A 14,650-nucleotide genomic window follows, 5' to 3' on the forward strand; every position below is an offset into this window, starting at 1 on the left:
GAGTGTCCTCGACGAGGTTCGTCGAGGACTGCGGGGTCTATCGCTGATTTGGTGTAAGTGGTTCTGACCGCCCCGGCGTGGGGCAGAAGGAATCGCTGTGATGACGAACACACTCAAGGGCGTGGATGCCCAGGTGAAGGAGTCGCCGGCCCAGGCTGGCGAGAACGTGGATGAGGCGGCCGTTGCGGCCCGTGAGCTGTCCGGGGCCGAGCGGGTGCTGGTGGGCGATCTGGTACGCCAGGCGCGCGCCGAGGGGGTCGCGCTGACCGGTCCGGCGGGGCTGCTCAAAGCGCTGACCAAGACGGTGCTGGAAGCGGCACTCGAAGAGGAGATGACCGAGCATCTCGGTTACGACAAGCACGCCGCGGCCGGCCGCGGAAGTGGCAACTCGCGCAACGGCTCTCGCACCAAGAAGGTGATCACCGATGCGTGCGGGCAAGTCGAGATCGAGGTGCCCCGCGACCGCAACGGGACCTTCGAGCCGGTAGTGGTCGGCAAGGGTAAACGTCGGGTCTCCGACGTGGATCGGGTGGTGCTGTCGCTGTACGCCAAAGGCCTTACCACAGGCGAGATTTCGGCTCACTTCGCCGACGTTTACGGGGCCTCGGTGTCCAAGGACACCGTCTCACGGATCACCGACCGGGTGATCGAGGAGATGCAGACGTGGTGGTCACGGCCGCTGGAGAAGGTGTACGCCGCGGTGTTCATCGATGCGATCATGGTCAAGATCCGCGACGGCCAGGTCCGCAACCGGCCGGTCTACGCCGCGATCGGTGTGGACCTCGACGGCAACAAGGACATCCTGGGGATGTGGGCCGGCGACGGCGACGGGGAGTCAGCCAAGTTTTGGCTGGCGGTGCTGACCGACCTGAAGAATCGCGGTGTCAAGGACATCTTCTTTTTGGTCTGCGACGGGCTAAAAGGGTTGCCCGACAGCGTGTCTGCGGCGTTCCCGCTGGCCACGGTGCAGACCTGCATCATTCACCTGATCCGCAACACCTTCCGGTACGCCTCGCGCAAGTACTGGGACAAGATCAGCGTCGACCTCAAGCCGATCTACACCGCGGCCAACGCGACCGAGGCCCGGATGCGTTACGAGGAGTTCGCCGAGAAGTGGGGCAAGCCCTACCCGGCGATCAAGCGGCTGTGGGACAACGCGTGGGACGAGTTCATCCCTTTCCTGGACTACGACGTCGAGATCCGTCGAGTGTTGTGCTCTACCAACGCAATTGAGAGCCTCAACGCGCGCTACCGACGGGCGGTGCGAGCACGTGGACACTTCCCAAACGAGCAGGCGGCACTCAAGGCGCTCTACCTGGTGACCCGGTCACTGGATCCCAAGGGTACCGGGCAGACGAAGTGGGCCGTACGCTGGAAACCAGCGCTCAACGCCCTGGCGATCACGTTCGCCGATCGCATGCCAGCTGCAGAAGAACGCTGACCGAGAAAATCCGAGAAATGCCACTTACACCGAATATCGGACAGTCCCGGACTGCGATGCCAAGTGGCCTATGTAGTCGATCCTTGAGGCCTGTTCAGGCGGTTTCAAGAGGACCTTGCGGTGGCTCGGGGCCTGTCAAGGATCGTGTAGCAGGCGCGGCAGGATTGCTTGTTGCTTGTTGCCCGCGGCGGGTTGGGATCTGGTCGGGTAATTGCGTCAGGCCCGTAGCGCTGAGGTTGATGGTCATGCCCGGTTGGGACGTGTGCGTAGTCGATTGACGGCATATTTCGTGCAGGTGATACTGGCAGTGTGCTGGGCGGCTTTCTTGACCAGGTGGTAAGTGCTTCGGTGATTCGCCGTGCGTCGGGTCGGACGCGGTCCGCCGCCGCACCTCGGTTGGCTGGCGCGGTCGACGGCAGTGATTTCGCGTGGCCCCTGGCTGGCTGTGATGGTGAGTGGCGATGACGTTTTTTTCGGGGTCTGTCGAGGCGGTTATCGAGGCTGCACGGCAGCTCCTGGGTAGTGGTGAGGGCCCGGTGGATTGGCCTGCGGTCGGTGGTGGTCAGCCGTTGGTTGTTCCTGACGGTTGGGAGGGGCCCGCTGCCGAGGTTGTGGCGGTGCCGGCTGGGCGTCTGGCGGGGCAGCGTTCGGATCTTGATCTGGCCCGTAGTGGCGCGGCGGGGGCTGTCGCTGCCGCGGGGGCGATCTCACGGGAAGCGCATAGTGCTCTTGATGCGCTCGAGGCTGCGTGGGCTCAGGACAAGTCTGCTTTTGCTGAGCAGTCGGGTTCCGTCGCTGGTAAGGGTTCGTTACTCCAGGCTGGAATCGCCCGGATCGATGAGGCGCGCGCGATTGTCCGAGAGGCTGCGGAGCGGTTTAGCGATGCGGGGCAGCAGCTTCGGCGTTTTGCGAGTGGTGACCACTGATCCGATGAGGCAGTCTCGGATCGTTGATCATCGCGGGGCCGTGTAGCCCCTCCCCTACCGCCAGTAAGTGGGAAGTTGCTGGACGGTGTCGCGATAGTTGGGTTCTAGTGTCATGAGGTCGAGTTGGTAGTCGCGGCGGCGTGTGTCGGTCCAGTTGCCGACGCGGTCGATGAGCCAGTCGTACCAGTCGACGTCGAGGCCGCCGGCGGCCAGGCCGGCGCGGTAGGACGCCGTGGCGAGGTCTTGGTCGATGCTGGTGTTGACGATGTGGGCGGCGATGGTGATGCCGGTTTGAGCGCGGAGTTGCTGTTCGGTGTGTTCGATGTCGGTGAAGCATTGTTTGATGGCGTCGAACCATGCTTCCAGCGATTGTCGCCAGCCCACGCCCTGGTCAGGTTCCCAATCGGCGGGTGGGGTGGCCGCTAGGTCTTGAATGGCGTTGGCGTGGGCTTGGCGGTGTTCGTCGGGAAGGCTGTCGTTGGGACGGCTGCCGCCGGGGGGGTTTGCGGTCTTGGTGAGTTCGTCGCGCCAGGTGCCGGTCAGTGTTCCGTCGCGGGCGCTGAGGAGATGTAGGCGTAGGAGGGTGAGTTTTGTGCTGTGGTAATGGAATTCGGTGATCGATGCCTCGGTGTGGGTGAGGTGGCCGGCGAGGTCGCTGCTCCAGGTAGGTGGGGCTTGCTCGTCGTTGCTGGTCATCGCAGGTTGAGGCCTTCGATGGCGGTGAGGTTGTAGGGCGGCAGGATTGCGTGGGTGCGGCGGATGGCGGTGATGATGCGGGCGAAGGTGGTGGCGTGGTCGCCTCGGCGTTTGGGCGTGCTTGTGTCGAATTGGGTGTCGGCTTCGGTGAGGCCGAGTGTGGCGGGGGCGAGTGTTCCGCGTTCGCCTGCGGCGCTGATGAATTCGATGCGGTAGCGGCCTTTGTGGTCCCAGCGCACGTGCTGGCCGTCGGACTGGGTGGGTGTGCCGTTCCACCGTTGCGGGCAGTAGACGAGGAGTTTCTCCCCGGTGCGCTGATGGACGAATTCGGCGCCATCGGTATCGAGTGTGCTCACCGGCAGAGGGTAGTCGATGTCGTCGATGTTGTTGTTGAAGATGACGTCCCTGCTGGAGGTGATGGTTTCGGATTCAAACCATGTGCTGGCGGCCAGGCGGGCGGTGCGCCAGAGTTGCTCGATTTGTGAGCGCGATACGTTGTGTTCGAGGGTGAACCATCGGATTGCTTTGGCGTATGACTTGAGTTCGGTTGGTCTGTGACCAAGTTGGCTGGCGGCGTAGTGGTCGCTGAATCCGTGGCGGCGCATCGCCAAGTAGGCCAGGCCGAGGATCTCGCGTTCGACTAGTTCGGCTTCTTCGCGCCGTCGCTGGGCGTCGGCTGCGGCCGCGTGGACCGCGTTCACCGCGCCGCGCAGGTTGTCAGGGATCGCGGCGTCTGGGGCGGCGGGCATAGTTCTTGACGTTAAGCGCGTGATGGGGGGTTTTCCACAGGAGCTCGGCCGGGCGGGGGCTGGTTGTCCAACGGGGGCCGGCCGCGGTCTGTGTCATCGGAGCCGGCTTCGACGTCATGCCCGGCGTTGGGGGCTGTGGCTCTGTTTTAGTGTTTCACGCGGACTTCGACTTGCAGGCCCGCAAGAGTGGCCATATTCAGTAAGGCGTCGACGGTGAAGCGCTTTGTCTGACCGCTAACCAGGTGTGAAATCCGAGGTTGTTTGACGCCAAGACGCAGGGCTGCTTCGGCTTGGGTCCAGCCGTTGTTGACGATTTGCTGATTGATCGCCTCGGCGAGCTGGGCCCTGACGTCATCGCAGAGGGCGTGAATGTGGCCTGGCATCCGGCTTCCCGTGTCGTTTGACATCCTCCACCGCTTGAAAGCGGTGGATTCCCTTGGCCGTTAGGCGGCGTTGGGTGGTTTGCGGTTCATCGCAGATGCCGCCGGCCCAGGGGCCGGACCCGTGAGGGGGTCGGTCTTACTCTTGCTCCCCGCCTGGCTGACGGCTACGCCGCCCGGTGAGAAACCGGATGTCCCAGCCAGTTGTTCGGTTCGCTCCGCTGCCCAGCGTGTGAGGGCTTCCTCACGCACGTTCACCGCGGCGTTGGTGTCAGCGTTGCCGGTCCAGGCACACACCTTGCAGGAGAAGACTGCTTGGCTTTCGCGGTTCTCCCGTGCTGTGTGCCCACACTTGTGGCACCGCTGACTGGTGTAGGCGGGCGGCACCTCAACGAAAGCCACCCCCGCCAGATCGGCTTTGTACTCGATGCACTTGGCGAGCCGGCCAAGCGCGGCGCGCGCCAGCACCCGGTTGAGGCCGCGTTTGGCCGCGGCCCCTTTGCCTTTACCCCGCCGGGTCATCCGATCCAGCGACAGCTTCTCGATCCCGATGAAATCATGCCCACGCACCAGGCCGGTGCTGAGCTGGTGCGCGAATTCCTCACGCACCAGCGCCTGTTTAGCGGCCAGGCCCGCGGCGGCGGCCTTGTGCGCCTGGTAGCGTTTCGACTCCCAAAACCGGCGCCCCTGCACCGCGGCGACCTGCTTAGACTTGGCCATCCGCCGCTGATGAAACTTCCGCCGCTTCTCGAGGGCGGCGGTGTCGGGTGCGTCGTAGAACCGGCCGCGGTCATCGGCGGCGGTGTGCACCACACCGCGGTCGATCCCGATCACCTCACCCGTGCGAGCCTTGCCGGTGACCGGTAGCGGCTCGTTGACGAGCACCAACTCGCGGCGTGTCCAGTTCACCCGCACTGACGTGTAGTCCCGGATTGGTTGCGACAGCCGCACATGCAGTGTGACTTTCCAGGCCGGCTTGTGCGGCTTGCCATCCGGTCCAACCCCGGGTGCGCGGTGCGGTTTCGGGTTGGCCCCGCTGATCGTCACCATGCCAGAGCGGCGGCCCGTCTTGGTGAAGACCGCGTTGCGGCCACCGTTGAACCAGCACACAAACCGCCGATCAGAGTCCTTGCGCCGGAAGCCGGGCATCGCCCCGGCCTTACGGCCGTTAGCGACGTTGGTTTTGCGGCGTTTGGCCGCCGAAAACCAGTCCGTCGCCTCGGTTTTCAGTGTCGCTTCCAACACATAACCGGGCATCGCCGCCAGGAAACTGTGCCGGCTGCGGGCTTGCGCGTCGGTGATGTCGGTGACGGTGTTACCGATCGGCACCAGCACCGGCACGTCGGCCGGATCGCTCACCATCACCGGCTGCCCGTCGCGGTCCTCGCACGTTAGATACCGGCAGCGGGTCGAGCGGCGCTGGTTGAACCGGAACCGGAACCCATCACACAACCAGCCCACCACCCGAGCCGGATCCGCCGACCACACCGGCGCAACCGTGCCATCCGGCCCAGTCACATCGCCCAAGTACACGGGGCTGCCGTGCAGGCGGGCGCGGGTGATTTTCACCTTCTGGCTCATGACGCCAACACCGCATCCCACTGATGCTCGATGTAGCGGCGCACCGTCGTCTCCGACACATACCCGACCGAGGCGGCGAAATACGCCGGCGACCACAACACCTTCGCGCGGCTTCGCAGATACGGAAATTCTTGGCGCAACACGCGCGCGGTGCGGCCCTTGAACGCGCGCACCACCGACGCTGGCGCGTCGGCCGGCCCGACCCGCACAAACAGGTGCACGTGATCGGGCATCACCTCTTTGGCGACGATCTGCCAGCCGTGCTCGGCGGCGATCTGCTCCAGCAATTCGTCCAACCGGGCCGCTATGCGCCCGCCCAGAATCCGGCGTCGATACTTCGGGCACCACACCAAATGCAGCCCAAGCGAGCACACGCCTCCCGGCGTGCGACGAAACCGCTGACCTGACACACCGCGCAACGACACCGACAAAACTCGCCTCACCCCGCTGTTCACCTACGCCCCGATTCCCCCGGCCGCTAAAGCGACCGGCCCCCTCGGGGCTCACCGGTGGTACTTCACCGAAAACACCGCTTTACGCGTTGACCGGTACTGCATAGATCTCACGATAAACCGTTCCTAAGCACTGAGCGAAACTGAGTTTTGCTCGGTGTTGCGGCCCGAACGGTGTTGGCCGCTGGCGGTGGGTGTTGTCTGGTGGACCGGCATGCCTCGTCGTCGTGGTGGGCGTGTCGGTGAGCCAGAACTACGGCACCGTCGTGTGGTGCTCGGTGGCTGATCGGGTCTGGCCGGTGGAGTGCCCGCACGCATCCGCTGTTGGGTGCGGGGTCCTGCCGGCCGCCGCCTGATCGGCTGGCCGAGTCCACGTCTGCCGATCGCAGCCGCCGCACCGTGATGCACGGTCACGACGTCTGGATCGGAAGTCTGCTGCTGCAAGGGTTTCCGCCAATGTTGGCGGCCCCACATGCTGGTGTAAGCCGGGTCGACGCCGATCACCGCAACACCGCGGCGGGCGGCCATGGCGGTGAGCCGGTCCCGGAAACGCCGAGTGGGGATGCCGGCAACGGTGCGACGAAGTCGTTTTCCCCGCCTGCCGCGGCCGAGTGTTTCGCGTCCGGAGGAGCGGGCGTCGGCGAAATCGAGGTTCTCGACCACGACCGCGCTGCATTGCTGCCGATCAGCGATATCAAGCACCGCGGTAATCGCCGCACGGACCCGCCCATCACGCCGTGACGCCCGCAGCCCGGCAGTCTCGACCGCGATGGTTGCTGGTTCACCGATCGGATTTCCTGAGGAGTCCAGGGCACAGGCGGCTAGGTGATCGGCGTTGAGATCCACCCCGAGCACCCGGTGATCGCGTAGCTCGTCGAGTGTGGGGGCTGGTTCGCGGATTGTGATCCAGGAGGCGTCCAGATACCAGCGGCTTTTCGCTGGGTCGAAGCTGATGTCGTAGCGCACCGCCCGCCGGCCGGCCGCCCGGGCTGCCCACTCGTTGCCACGGTGGTTGAATGTCACCGGGTCGGCAATGTGTAGGTGCGTGCCGAACCGGATCGCGAGGGCGGCAGGAACTTTGATCCGGAGATGACCTGACTCGTCGACGCGGATCGTTTCGTTACCGCCGGTCTTGCCGGATTCACCGTCGGCGGTCAGGAACATGCGGGCGGCATCCCAACGGTCCCGCCACTGCTGCTCGCTGTACTGCGCGGCGGCCAGGTTCTGCCGGGTGCGCCATAACCTGTTCCCGCCCACGGTGATCGACGGCCGGCCCGCGGCCAACGCGGCCTGCGCGGCGGCCAGACGCCCGAGTAGGGCCGCCAGGCGACGGGTCTTGGAGAATCGCTCGGCCGCCGAGCGATAACCGCGCACCGCTCGCCGTGACCGCCGCCGCGGCCCACCAGCAACATCCCGATCCAGGCCGCCGACCTCACCCGGGCGCAGCGCACACCGGGATTCCAGCACGACGATCGCGGCCTGCAAATCGGTGACCTCGGCGTCCAGGGCGCGCATCCCGAGCTGGTACTGGTCTTCGACCGCGCGGGTGATCGCACCGGCCCACCGCGACGACGCCACCGCCGTCACCGCCTGCTTACGCTCGGCCCGCCAAACGCTGTGCTGCTTACGGTCCATGCGGCCCAGCGCGATCCGGTGCGTCAGCTCTCGCCGATATACCGAACCCAGGTACCGGCCAACCTCACCAAGAGCTGCAGCTTCCTCCTCGGTCAGATGCAGCCGGGTGCGCACGCGAACACCGCGGGGCCCGGCCGCCACCACTGGATCACCGATCCGCCGCAACGCACGTTTACTCACGGCCGTTATCTTTGCTCGCGGCACCGACAACCGCCTTCGGGCCGATATCACGCTGCGCGCAGCCGACCGCCTTCAACGCACGGTTTCGAGCACTGCGGCGACCATAGAGTCGCGCACAGAAACTTGTGAGCACCTCCACCATGTCGCGCACCAGATCGTCGTCGACCTCACCGTCGTCGAGCACTACCAGCCGGCGGCCGTGCGCGGAAAGTGCCGCCTCCACCAGCTCGGTGTTCATCCGCCCCAACCGATCCCGGTGCTCGACCACCACTGCGGTCACCTTCGGGTCGGCCAACAGCCGCCGTACTTTGGCGCGTGATCCGTTCATCCCGGACCCGACCTCAGCCTCCACCCGCACCACCGCACCCCCCGCCCCGGCGGCCCAGCTGGTCAGCCGCGCCACCTGACGATCCAGGTCTGCCTTCTGATCATGAGACGAGACTCGTGCGTACAACCCGAACGCGGCAACCGTCGAACCTAAGGACACTTCCGGGGACACCAACACCGTCCGGGCATTGACCCGCACCGCCGGCACCGGCAGCGTTCCCTCCCGAAACCAGCGATACGCCGTCTGCGGATGAACACCCTGCCCACGCGCCCACTCGGTCAAGTTCACGACGTCAGCATACTCACTAGAACGTCCGTACGCTCACTATCACTCAGTATTGACGGAACAGTTCGAACCCTGCCTACGACAACAACGGTCCGCTACGCGGACCCAACAGACGGGATCGGCTATCCCCCGACTTCGAGGGCTTGCGCCGAAGAAAATTTCGGTCAGCGGCGTCGTTGATCGCTTGGCGCATGGTGGCGGGCCAGCTGACGGCTGCTGCGCGAGAGCCATTGCGGCCGCGCAAGATTCCGACGATGACGGGCGTGGAGCCGGTGGCGTCGGTGTAGGTGAAGACTGGGCCGCCGGAGTCGCCGTGGTCGCTGGTCATGGTGCCGGCCTTCATGGTGAACCAGCCGCGGTGGACCTCGTCGATTTCGCCGCACGACGACGGGGTTGCAGCGCCGTGATGACAGACCACCATTCCGGGTGTGGGCACGACGCCGGGCTGTGTGATGAGGGGGTGGGCGAACGTGGGACCCATCTCGGTGGTGGCATCGACGTCTGCATTGAGGCTGATGGTTTCGTAGTCGACCACGGTGTCGTCTGGGCCGGTGGTGGCGTGGTTGGCCCGGTTGTTTCGCGACGACATCACGGTTCCGATGGTGTTGCCGTTCGCGTCGGTCACGGTGCTGGCTTCGTTGCAGTGGCCGGCGGAGTAGCCGATCTGGTGGATCGCGTCGATGAAGGCCAGCGTGCACTTGGCGTTGCCCTGGACGATCGTCATCCCTGGGTAGGCCATGACAGCGCTGTCGGTGATCGCGTCGGCCGGCGGGCTTGCGGCGAGGGTGAGCAGCGCCGTGGCTGCCGCAGTGGCGGCTAGCGTTCGGTTCATAGTGGAGGCTCTTCCCTCAGCTTGCTCTCTTCAGCGATGAATTCGTTGATTTTTTCAGTCAGGACCGATACTGCGGTTGCTTTCTGCTTCATGCGTACCGACCGATAGACAAGGGCGAGTTCGAACTCCCGCTTGAGGTCGGGGTCGACGCGGAAGCTGAGCTGGTTGTCCTTAGCCATAGGCGCATCTCGTTTCGGGGGCCGGGCGGCTACCCGCCGCCTCGGGTTTGCTTGCTTTCTTGCATGTCTACTCCCCCTTTTGCAGGTTTGCTAGAAGACTAGCGTGGCCCACTTGCTTGCCATCCCGTTTCATCGGTTACTCGCACCCCTGCTTACCAGTTTACGTGTTTGCATTGCTGCACAGTTACTGTCTTACGCTGTTTCATTGTTGCTGTCAATCCGTTTGTCTAGCTTGCTAGCACGCTGGGTGTGCAAAAGTGCTTTTTGAGCTGTCGGTGGTTGTTGGTTACGCCGCCGGCGCGAGCTTTAACCTTCCAGATACAGGCGTAGTGCCTGCTCAACGAGGGCGCTGCGTGATGGAGCTGACCAACGGCCGACCAAGTCGTCGAGGACTTTTGCGTCGGTTGGGTTCAGTCCGGTTAGCGGGACCCGCGCCGGGGGCTCCGCGTGTCGGCGGCGGCGTGCTGGTGCGGCCGGGCGGCGACTGAACAGACCCCCTCCCCCGCCTGCGGCGTCTTGGGTTGTCCAGTACGTTGAGAGGGCGTCTTGGTGGGCTTCGATCGCGTCAAGGACGACTTGGGCGTACGTGCGGGCAGTGATCGGGTCGCGACTCTTCTCCTTCGTCGTCAGACGCCGCAAATGCCGGTAAATATTCGGTGCGACCTCCGCTGTTGGGACGCTGACAGCCACACGGCGTCTCCGTGGCGGGGCGGGGCTGGTGACCGCGGCGCTACGCTGAGCCTCGCCAACATCGGTCGACGCGATGGACTCCTGCTCGGCCGGTTCGTCGTCGGGACGTGGAATCGGCGGTGGCATGATCTCATCGATGTCATCTAAACCGTCAACGAAGACCCCTTTTTTAGCCATCGGATGTCAATCCTTTCTTCAGACGGCGGTTTGCACAGATGCGGTGAAGACACGCTGCAGGATTTCGCGTGTCAGATTCCCGTAGTCGTTGGCGACGGGTACCGGATCCCGCGCGCGTAGCCGGGGCAGATCGGCACTGCGGCCATCTCTGAGCGCTGCCAGTATCTCCGATTGGCCCTGGTCGGCCATGCTCGCAAGTTCTTGCATCGTCAGATGTCGTTCACGAGCTTCCAGCGCCGGCGAGGGAGCGTGACGGATCGCCGCGGTAAATGGCTCTGCGCCGGAGCCCTCGAGCAAATCGCGGATGCGTCCGGTAATCACCGCATTGCGGGCTGTCGCGCGTGGGTTGACCTCGAATAACGCCACTCCCAGTAGGGAGATCCGCGAGCCGCGACTCTTAGCGCGTAGGTAGCTAGCGGCGAGCTGTTCGACACCCCTGAAAGATGCGGAGTCCTCTCGAGCCGGCACTACCAGGTGCGAGCACACCGCCAGCAGCGCCAATAGCAGCGTCACGTCACCGTGTCCGGAGTCGACCAGTACGATGTCGTACTCTTCACGCCGGCATAGATCATGTAGGGCGCGGCGGAAGTTGTCCGCGATGTCGATCCCAGCGTCAGCGGCGCGGTCGGCCGCGGTCGCGACCAGGCCTAACGTAGGCCCGCCCATGACAACGTCGAGATTTCGCCTGATGCCCTTGTAGGGCTTTAGGTCGGCCCCGAATTGCAGTACCGAGCCCAGGTTCTTGCCTCTGTCCCACTGGTCTATAGGGACACCGAGATCCTCCGTGGTCAAATTTCCCTGCTGGTCGACGTCGAAGACACACACTTTGCGGCCCTTGCGAGCGATAGCCGCAGCGACGTTGGCGACGATAGAGGACTTCCCGACTCCACCCTTCTGGTTTCCGACCAGAATCGTTGGCGGTCCTTCTGGCTCTGTCATGCATCACAATGTACAGCATCATGCGCATGGCACTGCCCCTATGGCATGGGTCTGTAATGCGTTTGTTGCGCGGTCGTTTCACTACGCATTTGCGTATGCATGCTTACTGTCGTTCTCATGGGCTCCTGCCGGTGTCTGGCACGTGACCTGTTTCAGCACCTGTGACCTGCCGTTTACTCGTGCGTTGCCGCGCCTGTGTTGCTGTGTACCATCACGTACTTGCCCGAGTAAATGTGCCCGCTCATGCCACCGCCCGTGCCGAATAACGTGCTGTTGGCCAATGTACACGTGCTCGACTCCGTACTTCTGCCGCCACGTGTCCTCGCGCGCTTACACGGTCCTTCTCTCCCACCTGTGCGCCCGCTGTGCCATCTCTTACCTTAGCAGCGTGACATGTGGCGGTTTCCCGCTTGTGTAGCTACCAATAGCCATGTGCATGTTCATGCGCGTTGTCATGCGCTTGGTGATGTCCGTTTGCATATGGTGCTTCAGTGCGTACACCAGGCGCTTTATCCTGGCCCTGCTCACGTCTATGTGCACATTCCTGGCCCCGTTACAGCCCAGTACCGTCCGCATGTTTAGCCGCCGGCCTCTCTCCCCGCCCGTTGCCGCTAACATTCGCTGCTCCAGTCCACCGCACGTGTTGCCCCGCCTTAGCAGCCCATTCCGCGTTCGCTGCGCCAGCCCCGTACCACGGCCTGTTGTACGTCGCATTGCCAGCTTCGTGGCCACGCCGCAAACCTCCAGATAGACGGCATAATCAGGGTCGTTCACGATGCACAACCCTACCCAAGTGCACGCTCACGTGCCGTGACGACGCGCCTGGTTCGGGAAGCGCGCGCCGCATACCTCCACGAGCGGTGTCGCGTTCTACGGCCAACCTGCAATCAACCGAACAGGTGTCAACCAGAACGCCCTATCGGCATCAACCCGCAGCGGGGGAGACACGCGCTGCCCGGACCATCAGACGCGGAATACACCCAGAACACCAGCACCGCCGGGTCTGTCTCCCGGGCCCAACATCTAACCGGTTGCTACCCAACGGGCCAGACCGCAGCCCGGCCCAGCCAGCGCCTATTCGTCATGACGCAGCCCACATCCTCGGAGGAGACCAGTTCGATATCGCGCGACGCCTGGCGCATCTACGCCATGCCGTTCTGGACGCACATTTGTTATCTGCCGCGACGCGCATCCGACGAAACTATCCGTGGGTAAATCCCACCTGTGGCATCAGCGACACGTCATGTTTGGTCTCGTCCGTGTCCAGGGGCTTCGCATGGGAACTGTTAGAGCTGCGCCGCAGTCACAGTTCACGTAACGCCGATCTAACAAGTCGCGATCCACAAGTGGCCCGAATAACTGCTCGCAATTCGCTGCGTGCTGATGGGCGGGTCGCTTGCACAGCGGGTGCCACCCGGCTGGTGGCGTGAGATGCTTGACGCCTCGCATCCTGGGTCGTGCGCGCACATCGGAACAGACGCATCGCGATATCGATCTCTACTTCCGGTGACGGGAATGATCAGCTCGTGTGCGTCAGGGGAGCGGACGCGGGGGCGGGGTTCGGTCACCGGGCGTCGGCGGATGCCCGAGTGGTGTGTTGGGCTTGGCCGGCGATGGACGACTTGGGGGGTTGCGTAGCCGCCATCACGTGCTCGTGTGAACCCCAGTCCGGGGTCCGCCGCGGTAGCCGGCTGGATCGACATGAATTCCACCCGGTTTGTGCGTCGACCTGGGGTTTTACGCCCGTGTCATCTGCCGATGTCGGTGCGCCGAGCCGGAGGCGCCCCTGACTGGCTCGGTGAGCGTCGAAACTGGCCCGCGGCTGCCGCTTGTCGACCGGGAGGCAGATCGGGGCGCTCCGTCGCGTTGAGCGGGTTTACGCAGGTCGCCTGTGCTGCGATGACCATCACTTGGGGCGTGAGCGCAGGTCGACTGGGCGTCCAGGTGATGTCCGGGCTCGTTAGACGACTCGTTTGACGACGAACGCGCTCGTGGGTGCGGGACTGTACTTGACCGGGACGCCATCTTGTTGCGCTTCGATCACGCGGCCATCGCCGGCATAGACCTGGACGTGTTCGGGAACGCCGGGTGCGGAGAAGTTGGAGAAGACGAGGTCTCCGGGACGCGCGTCGCGCGGATCCACTGTCTGGCCGACGTGGATTTGATCGTAGGTGGAGCGCGGGAGGATCACGTGGCCGTCAGTGGCTTGTGCGACCGCGAATTGGGCTAGGCCGCTGCAGTCGAATCCTCCGCCGGTCGGTCCGCCGGCGCCGCCGCCGCCCCAGACGTACTTGAGGCCGAGCGCGCGAGCAGCGTTGTCCACCACGCGGCTTCCGGTGCTGGGGTTGCTGTTTGTGTCGGCGTGGTCGGTGTCGTGGGTGCTCGAGTCGTGGTTGCTGGTTGCCGCCGATATTGCCTGAGTGAGCGGTTGTAGAAGTGACGCTAGGCCTGATCCGCCGGGCATTGCGCCGCCTGCCCCCATGGGCATGCCGCCGGTCGGCAGCCCCTGGGGCATCATCGCTGACATTGGCATCATCCCGGCAGGCGCGGCCAGGGTTTGTGACGGCGGCAGTCCGGATCGTGGAGTCAGGCCTGCCGAGGCCGCGGCGCCGGCCAGCGGGTCGTCGTCATCGGGGTCGGTGGATGCGGCGGGGGTGTCGTCGGGGCGGTGATCGGGGTCGCTCGGGTCGGTGTCAGTGGGGTGGTCCTCGGTGTGGGGGAGTTGGGCGGTGGCGTCTTTTACGCGGCGGGAGGCGTCGTCGTATTGGCCGGCAGTGTCGTACACCAACGCCTGGGTGTCAGTGATGCGTTGCATGCCTGCGCGGGTGAGAGCTGCTTGTCCTTCGGGGGTGTCGGCGTATGGGCCGAGGGTGTCTTTGTCGGTATTCCAGTCGGTTTCGATGGTGTCGAGGTTGCGGTGCGCGTCGGTGGCAATGTCGGTGCCTGCCGACATTGCGGAGGTGGCGGTGGTGTGGGCGGCGCCGAGTTGGTGGCGGTGCCGGTGTAGGCGATCCGAGGTTGTCTGGGCGTTATCGGCTGCTGTGCCGTCCCATCCGTGCGGTGGCGCTGGCGGTGGGCCAGGTGGCGCCGGCGGGGGAGGGGTGGCGGGCTGGCCGCTGCCCAGCAGGGTGCGTGCTTGGTGGATGACCGCATCGACGGCGTCGATGACTCCGGTCATGG

General features: G+C 64.6%; 13 protein-coding genes. 1 reads left to right on the forward strand and 12 read right to left on the reverse strand.

The window, feature by feature from the left end; all coding sequences use genetic code 11:
- The first annotated feature begins 100 nt into the window (after nt 1-100).
- Nucleotides 101-1,441, forward strand: a complete 1,341-nt coding sequence (locus tag M5I08_RS25340; protein ID WP_249763507.1) for an IS256 family transposase — start codon at nt 101-103, stop codon at nt 1,439-1,441.
- A gap of 980 nt (nt 1,442-2,421) precedes the next feature.
- Here M5I08_RS25340 and M5I08_RS25345 read toward each other — a convergent pair.
- The 12 genes from M5I08_RS25345 to M5I08_RS25400 all read right to left on the reverse strand — a co-directional run bounded on the left by M5I08_RS25345 (nt 2,422) and on the right by M5I08_RS25400 (nt 14,648).
- Nucleotides 2,422-3,063, reverse strand: a complete 642-nt coding sequence (locus M5I08_RS25345; RefSeq protein WP_219070660.1) for a hypothetical protein — start codon at nt 3,061-3,063, stop codon at nt 2,422-2,424.
- Complete coding sequence (locus tag M5I08_RS25350; protein WP_219070658.1) at nt 3,060-3,812, reverse strand: hypothetical protein; 753 nt, start codon at nt 3,810-3,812, stop codon at nt 3,060-3,062. Before M5I08_RS25350 ends, M5I08_RS25345 begins: the two co-directional genes overlap by 4 nt.
- A 146-nt stretch (nt 3,813-3,958) precedes the next feature.
- Complete coding sequence (locus tag M5I08_RS25355; protein WP_249763508.1) at nt 3,959-4,219, reverse strand: helix-turn-helix domain-containing protein; 261 nt, start codon at nt 4,217-4,219, stop codon at nt 3,959-3,961.
- Between the two features lie 36 nt (nt 4,220-4,255).
- On the reverse strand, nt 4,256-5,773 hold the full coding sequence (locus tag M5I08_RS25360; protein WP_219070654.1) for an RNA-guided endonuclease InsQ/TnpB family protein: 1,518 nt from the start codon (nt 5,771-5,773) through the stop codon (nt 4,256-4,258).
- Nucleotides 5,770-6,204: an IS200/IS605 family transposase gene (tnpA, locus tag M5I08_RS25365; RefSeq protein ID WP_370328681.1), complete on the reverse strand. Its 435-nt coding sequence runs from the start codon at nt 6,202-6,204 to the stop codon at nt 5,770-5,772. The genes M5I08_RS25360 and tnpA overlap by 4 nt, the downstream gene beginning before the upstream one ends.
- A gap of 147 nt (nt 6,205-6,351) precedes the next feature.
- Complete coding sequence (locus M5I08_RS25370) at nt 6,352-8,040, reverse strand: transposase (protein ID WP_249763509.1); 1,689 nt, start codon at nt 8,038-8,040, stop codon at nt 6,352-6,354.
- Entirely contained in the window at nt 8,033-8,656 is a 624-nt protein-coding gene (locus M5I08_RS25375; RefSeq protein WP_219070934.1) for an IS607 family transposase, read from the reverse strand. The genes M5I08_RS25370 and M5I08_RS25375 overlap by 8 nt, the downstream gene beginning before the upstream one ends.
- Before the next feature lie 73 nt (nt 8,657-8,729).
- On the reverse strand, nt 8,730-9,485 hold the full coding sequence (locus M5I08_RS25380) for an Rv1815 family serine proteinase (RefSeq protein ID WP_249763510.1): 756 nt from the start codon (nt 9,483-9,485) through the stop codon (nt 8,730-8,732).
- Nucleotides 9,482-9,664 (reverse strand): hypothetical protein, encoded by a 183-nt coding sequence (locus tag M5I08_RS25385; protein WP_219068175.1) that lies wholly within the window; start codon nt 9,662-9,664, stop codon nt 9,482-9,484. Before M5I08_RS25385 ends, M5I08_RS25380 begins: the two co-directional genes overlap by 4 nt.
- Nucleotides 9,665-9,970: 306 nt before the next feature.
- Complete coding sequence (locus M5I08_RS25390) at nt 9,971-10,531, reverse strand: hypothetical protein (RefSeq protein WP_219068176.1); 561 nt, start codon at nt 10,529-10,531, stop codon at nt 9,971-9,973.
- Nucleotides 10,532-10,549: 18 nt separating this feature from the next.
- Nucleotides 10,550-11,470, reverse strand: a complete 921-nt coding sequence (locus M5I08_RS25395) for a ParA family protein (protein WP_219068177.1) — start codon at nt 11,468-11,470, stop codon at nt 10,550-10,552.
- A 1,960-nt stretch (nt 11,471-13,430) separates the two neighbouring features.
- Nucleotides 13,431-14,648, reverse strand: coding sequence for a C40 family peptidase (locus M5I08_RS25400; RefSeq protein WP_219068178.1), 1,218 nt, complete (start codon nt 14,646-14,648; stop codon nt 13,431-13,433).
- Nucleotides 14,649-14,650: the final 2 nt, after the last annotated feature.

This window comes from Candidatus Mycobacterium methanotrophicum (genome assembly GCF_023515995.1).
Lineage (GTDB): Bacteria > Actinomycetota > Actinomycetes > Mycobacteriales > Mycobacteriaceae > Mycobacterium > Mycobacterium methanotrophicum.

What these genes read in the sequence shown, in the direction of transcription:
- M5I08_RS25340 (WP_249763507.1), top strand. Translation starts at nt 101, where the DNA reads ATGACGAACACACTCAAGGGCGTGGATGCCCAGGTGAAGGAGTCGCCG.
- M5I08_RS25380 (WP_249763510.1), bottom strand. Translation starts at nt 9,485, where the DNA reads ATGAACCGAACGCTAGCCGCCACTGCGGCAGCCACGGCGCTGCTCACC.
- M5I08_RS25395 (WP_219068177.1), bottom strand. Translation starts at nt 11,470, where the DNA reads ATGACAGAGCCAGAAGGACCGCCAACGATTCTGGTCGGAAACCAGAAG.
- M5I08_RS25400 (WP_219068178.1), bottom strand. Translation starts at nt 14,648, where the DNA reads ATGACCGGAGTCATCGACGCCGTCGATGCGGTCATCCACCAAGCACGC.
- M5I08_RS25355 (WP_249763508.1), bottom strand. Translation starts at nt 4,219, where the DNA reads ATGTCAAACGACACGGGAAGCCGGATGCCAGGCCACATTCACGCCCTC.
- M5I08_RS25345 (WP_219070660.1), bottom strand. Translation starts at nt 3,063, where the DNA reads ATGACCAGCAACGACGAGCAAGCCCCACCTACCTGGAGCAGCGACCTC.
- M5I08_RS25390 (WP_219068176.1), bottom strand. Translation starts at nt 10,531, where the DNA reads ATGGCTAAAAAAGGGGTCTTCGTTGACGGTTTAGATGACATCGATGAG.
- M5I08_RS25360 (WP_219070654.1), bottom strand. Translation starts at nt 5,773, where the DNA reads ATGAGCCAGAAGGTGAAAATCACCCGCGCCCGCCTGCACGGCAGCCCC.
- M5I08_RS25385 (WP_219068175.1), bottom strand. Translation starts at nt 9,664, where the DNA reads ATGGCTAAGGACAACCAGCTCAGCTTCCGCGTCGACCCCGACCTCAAG.
- M5I08_RS25350 (WP_219070658.1), bottom strand. Translation starts at nt 3,812, where the DNA reads ATGCCCGCCGCCCCAGACGCCGCGATCCCTGACAACCTGCGCGGCGCG.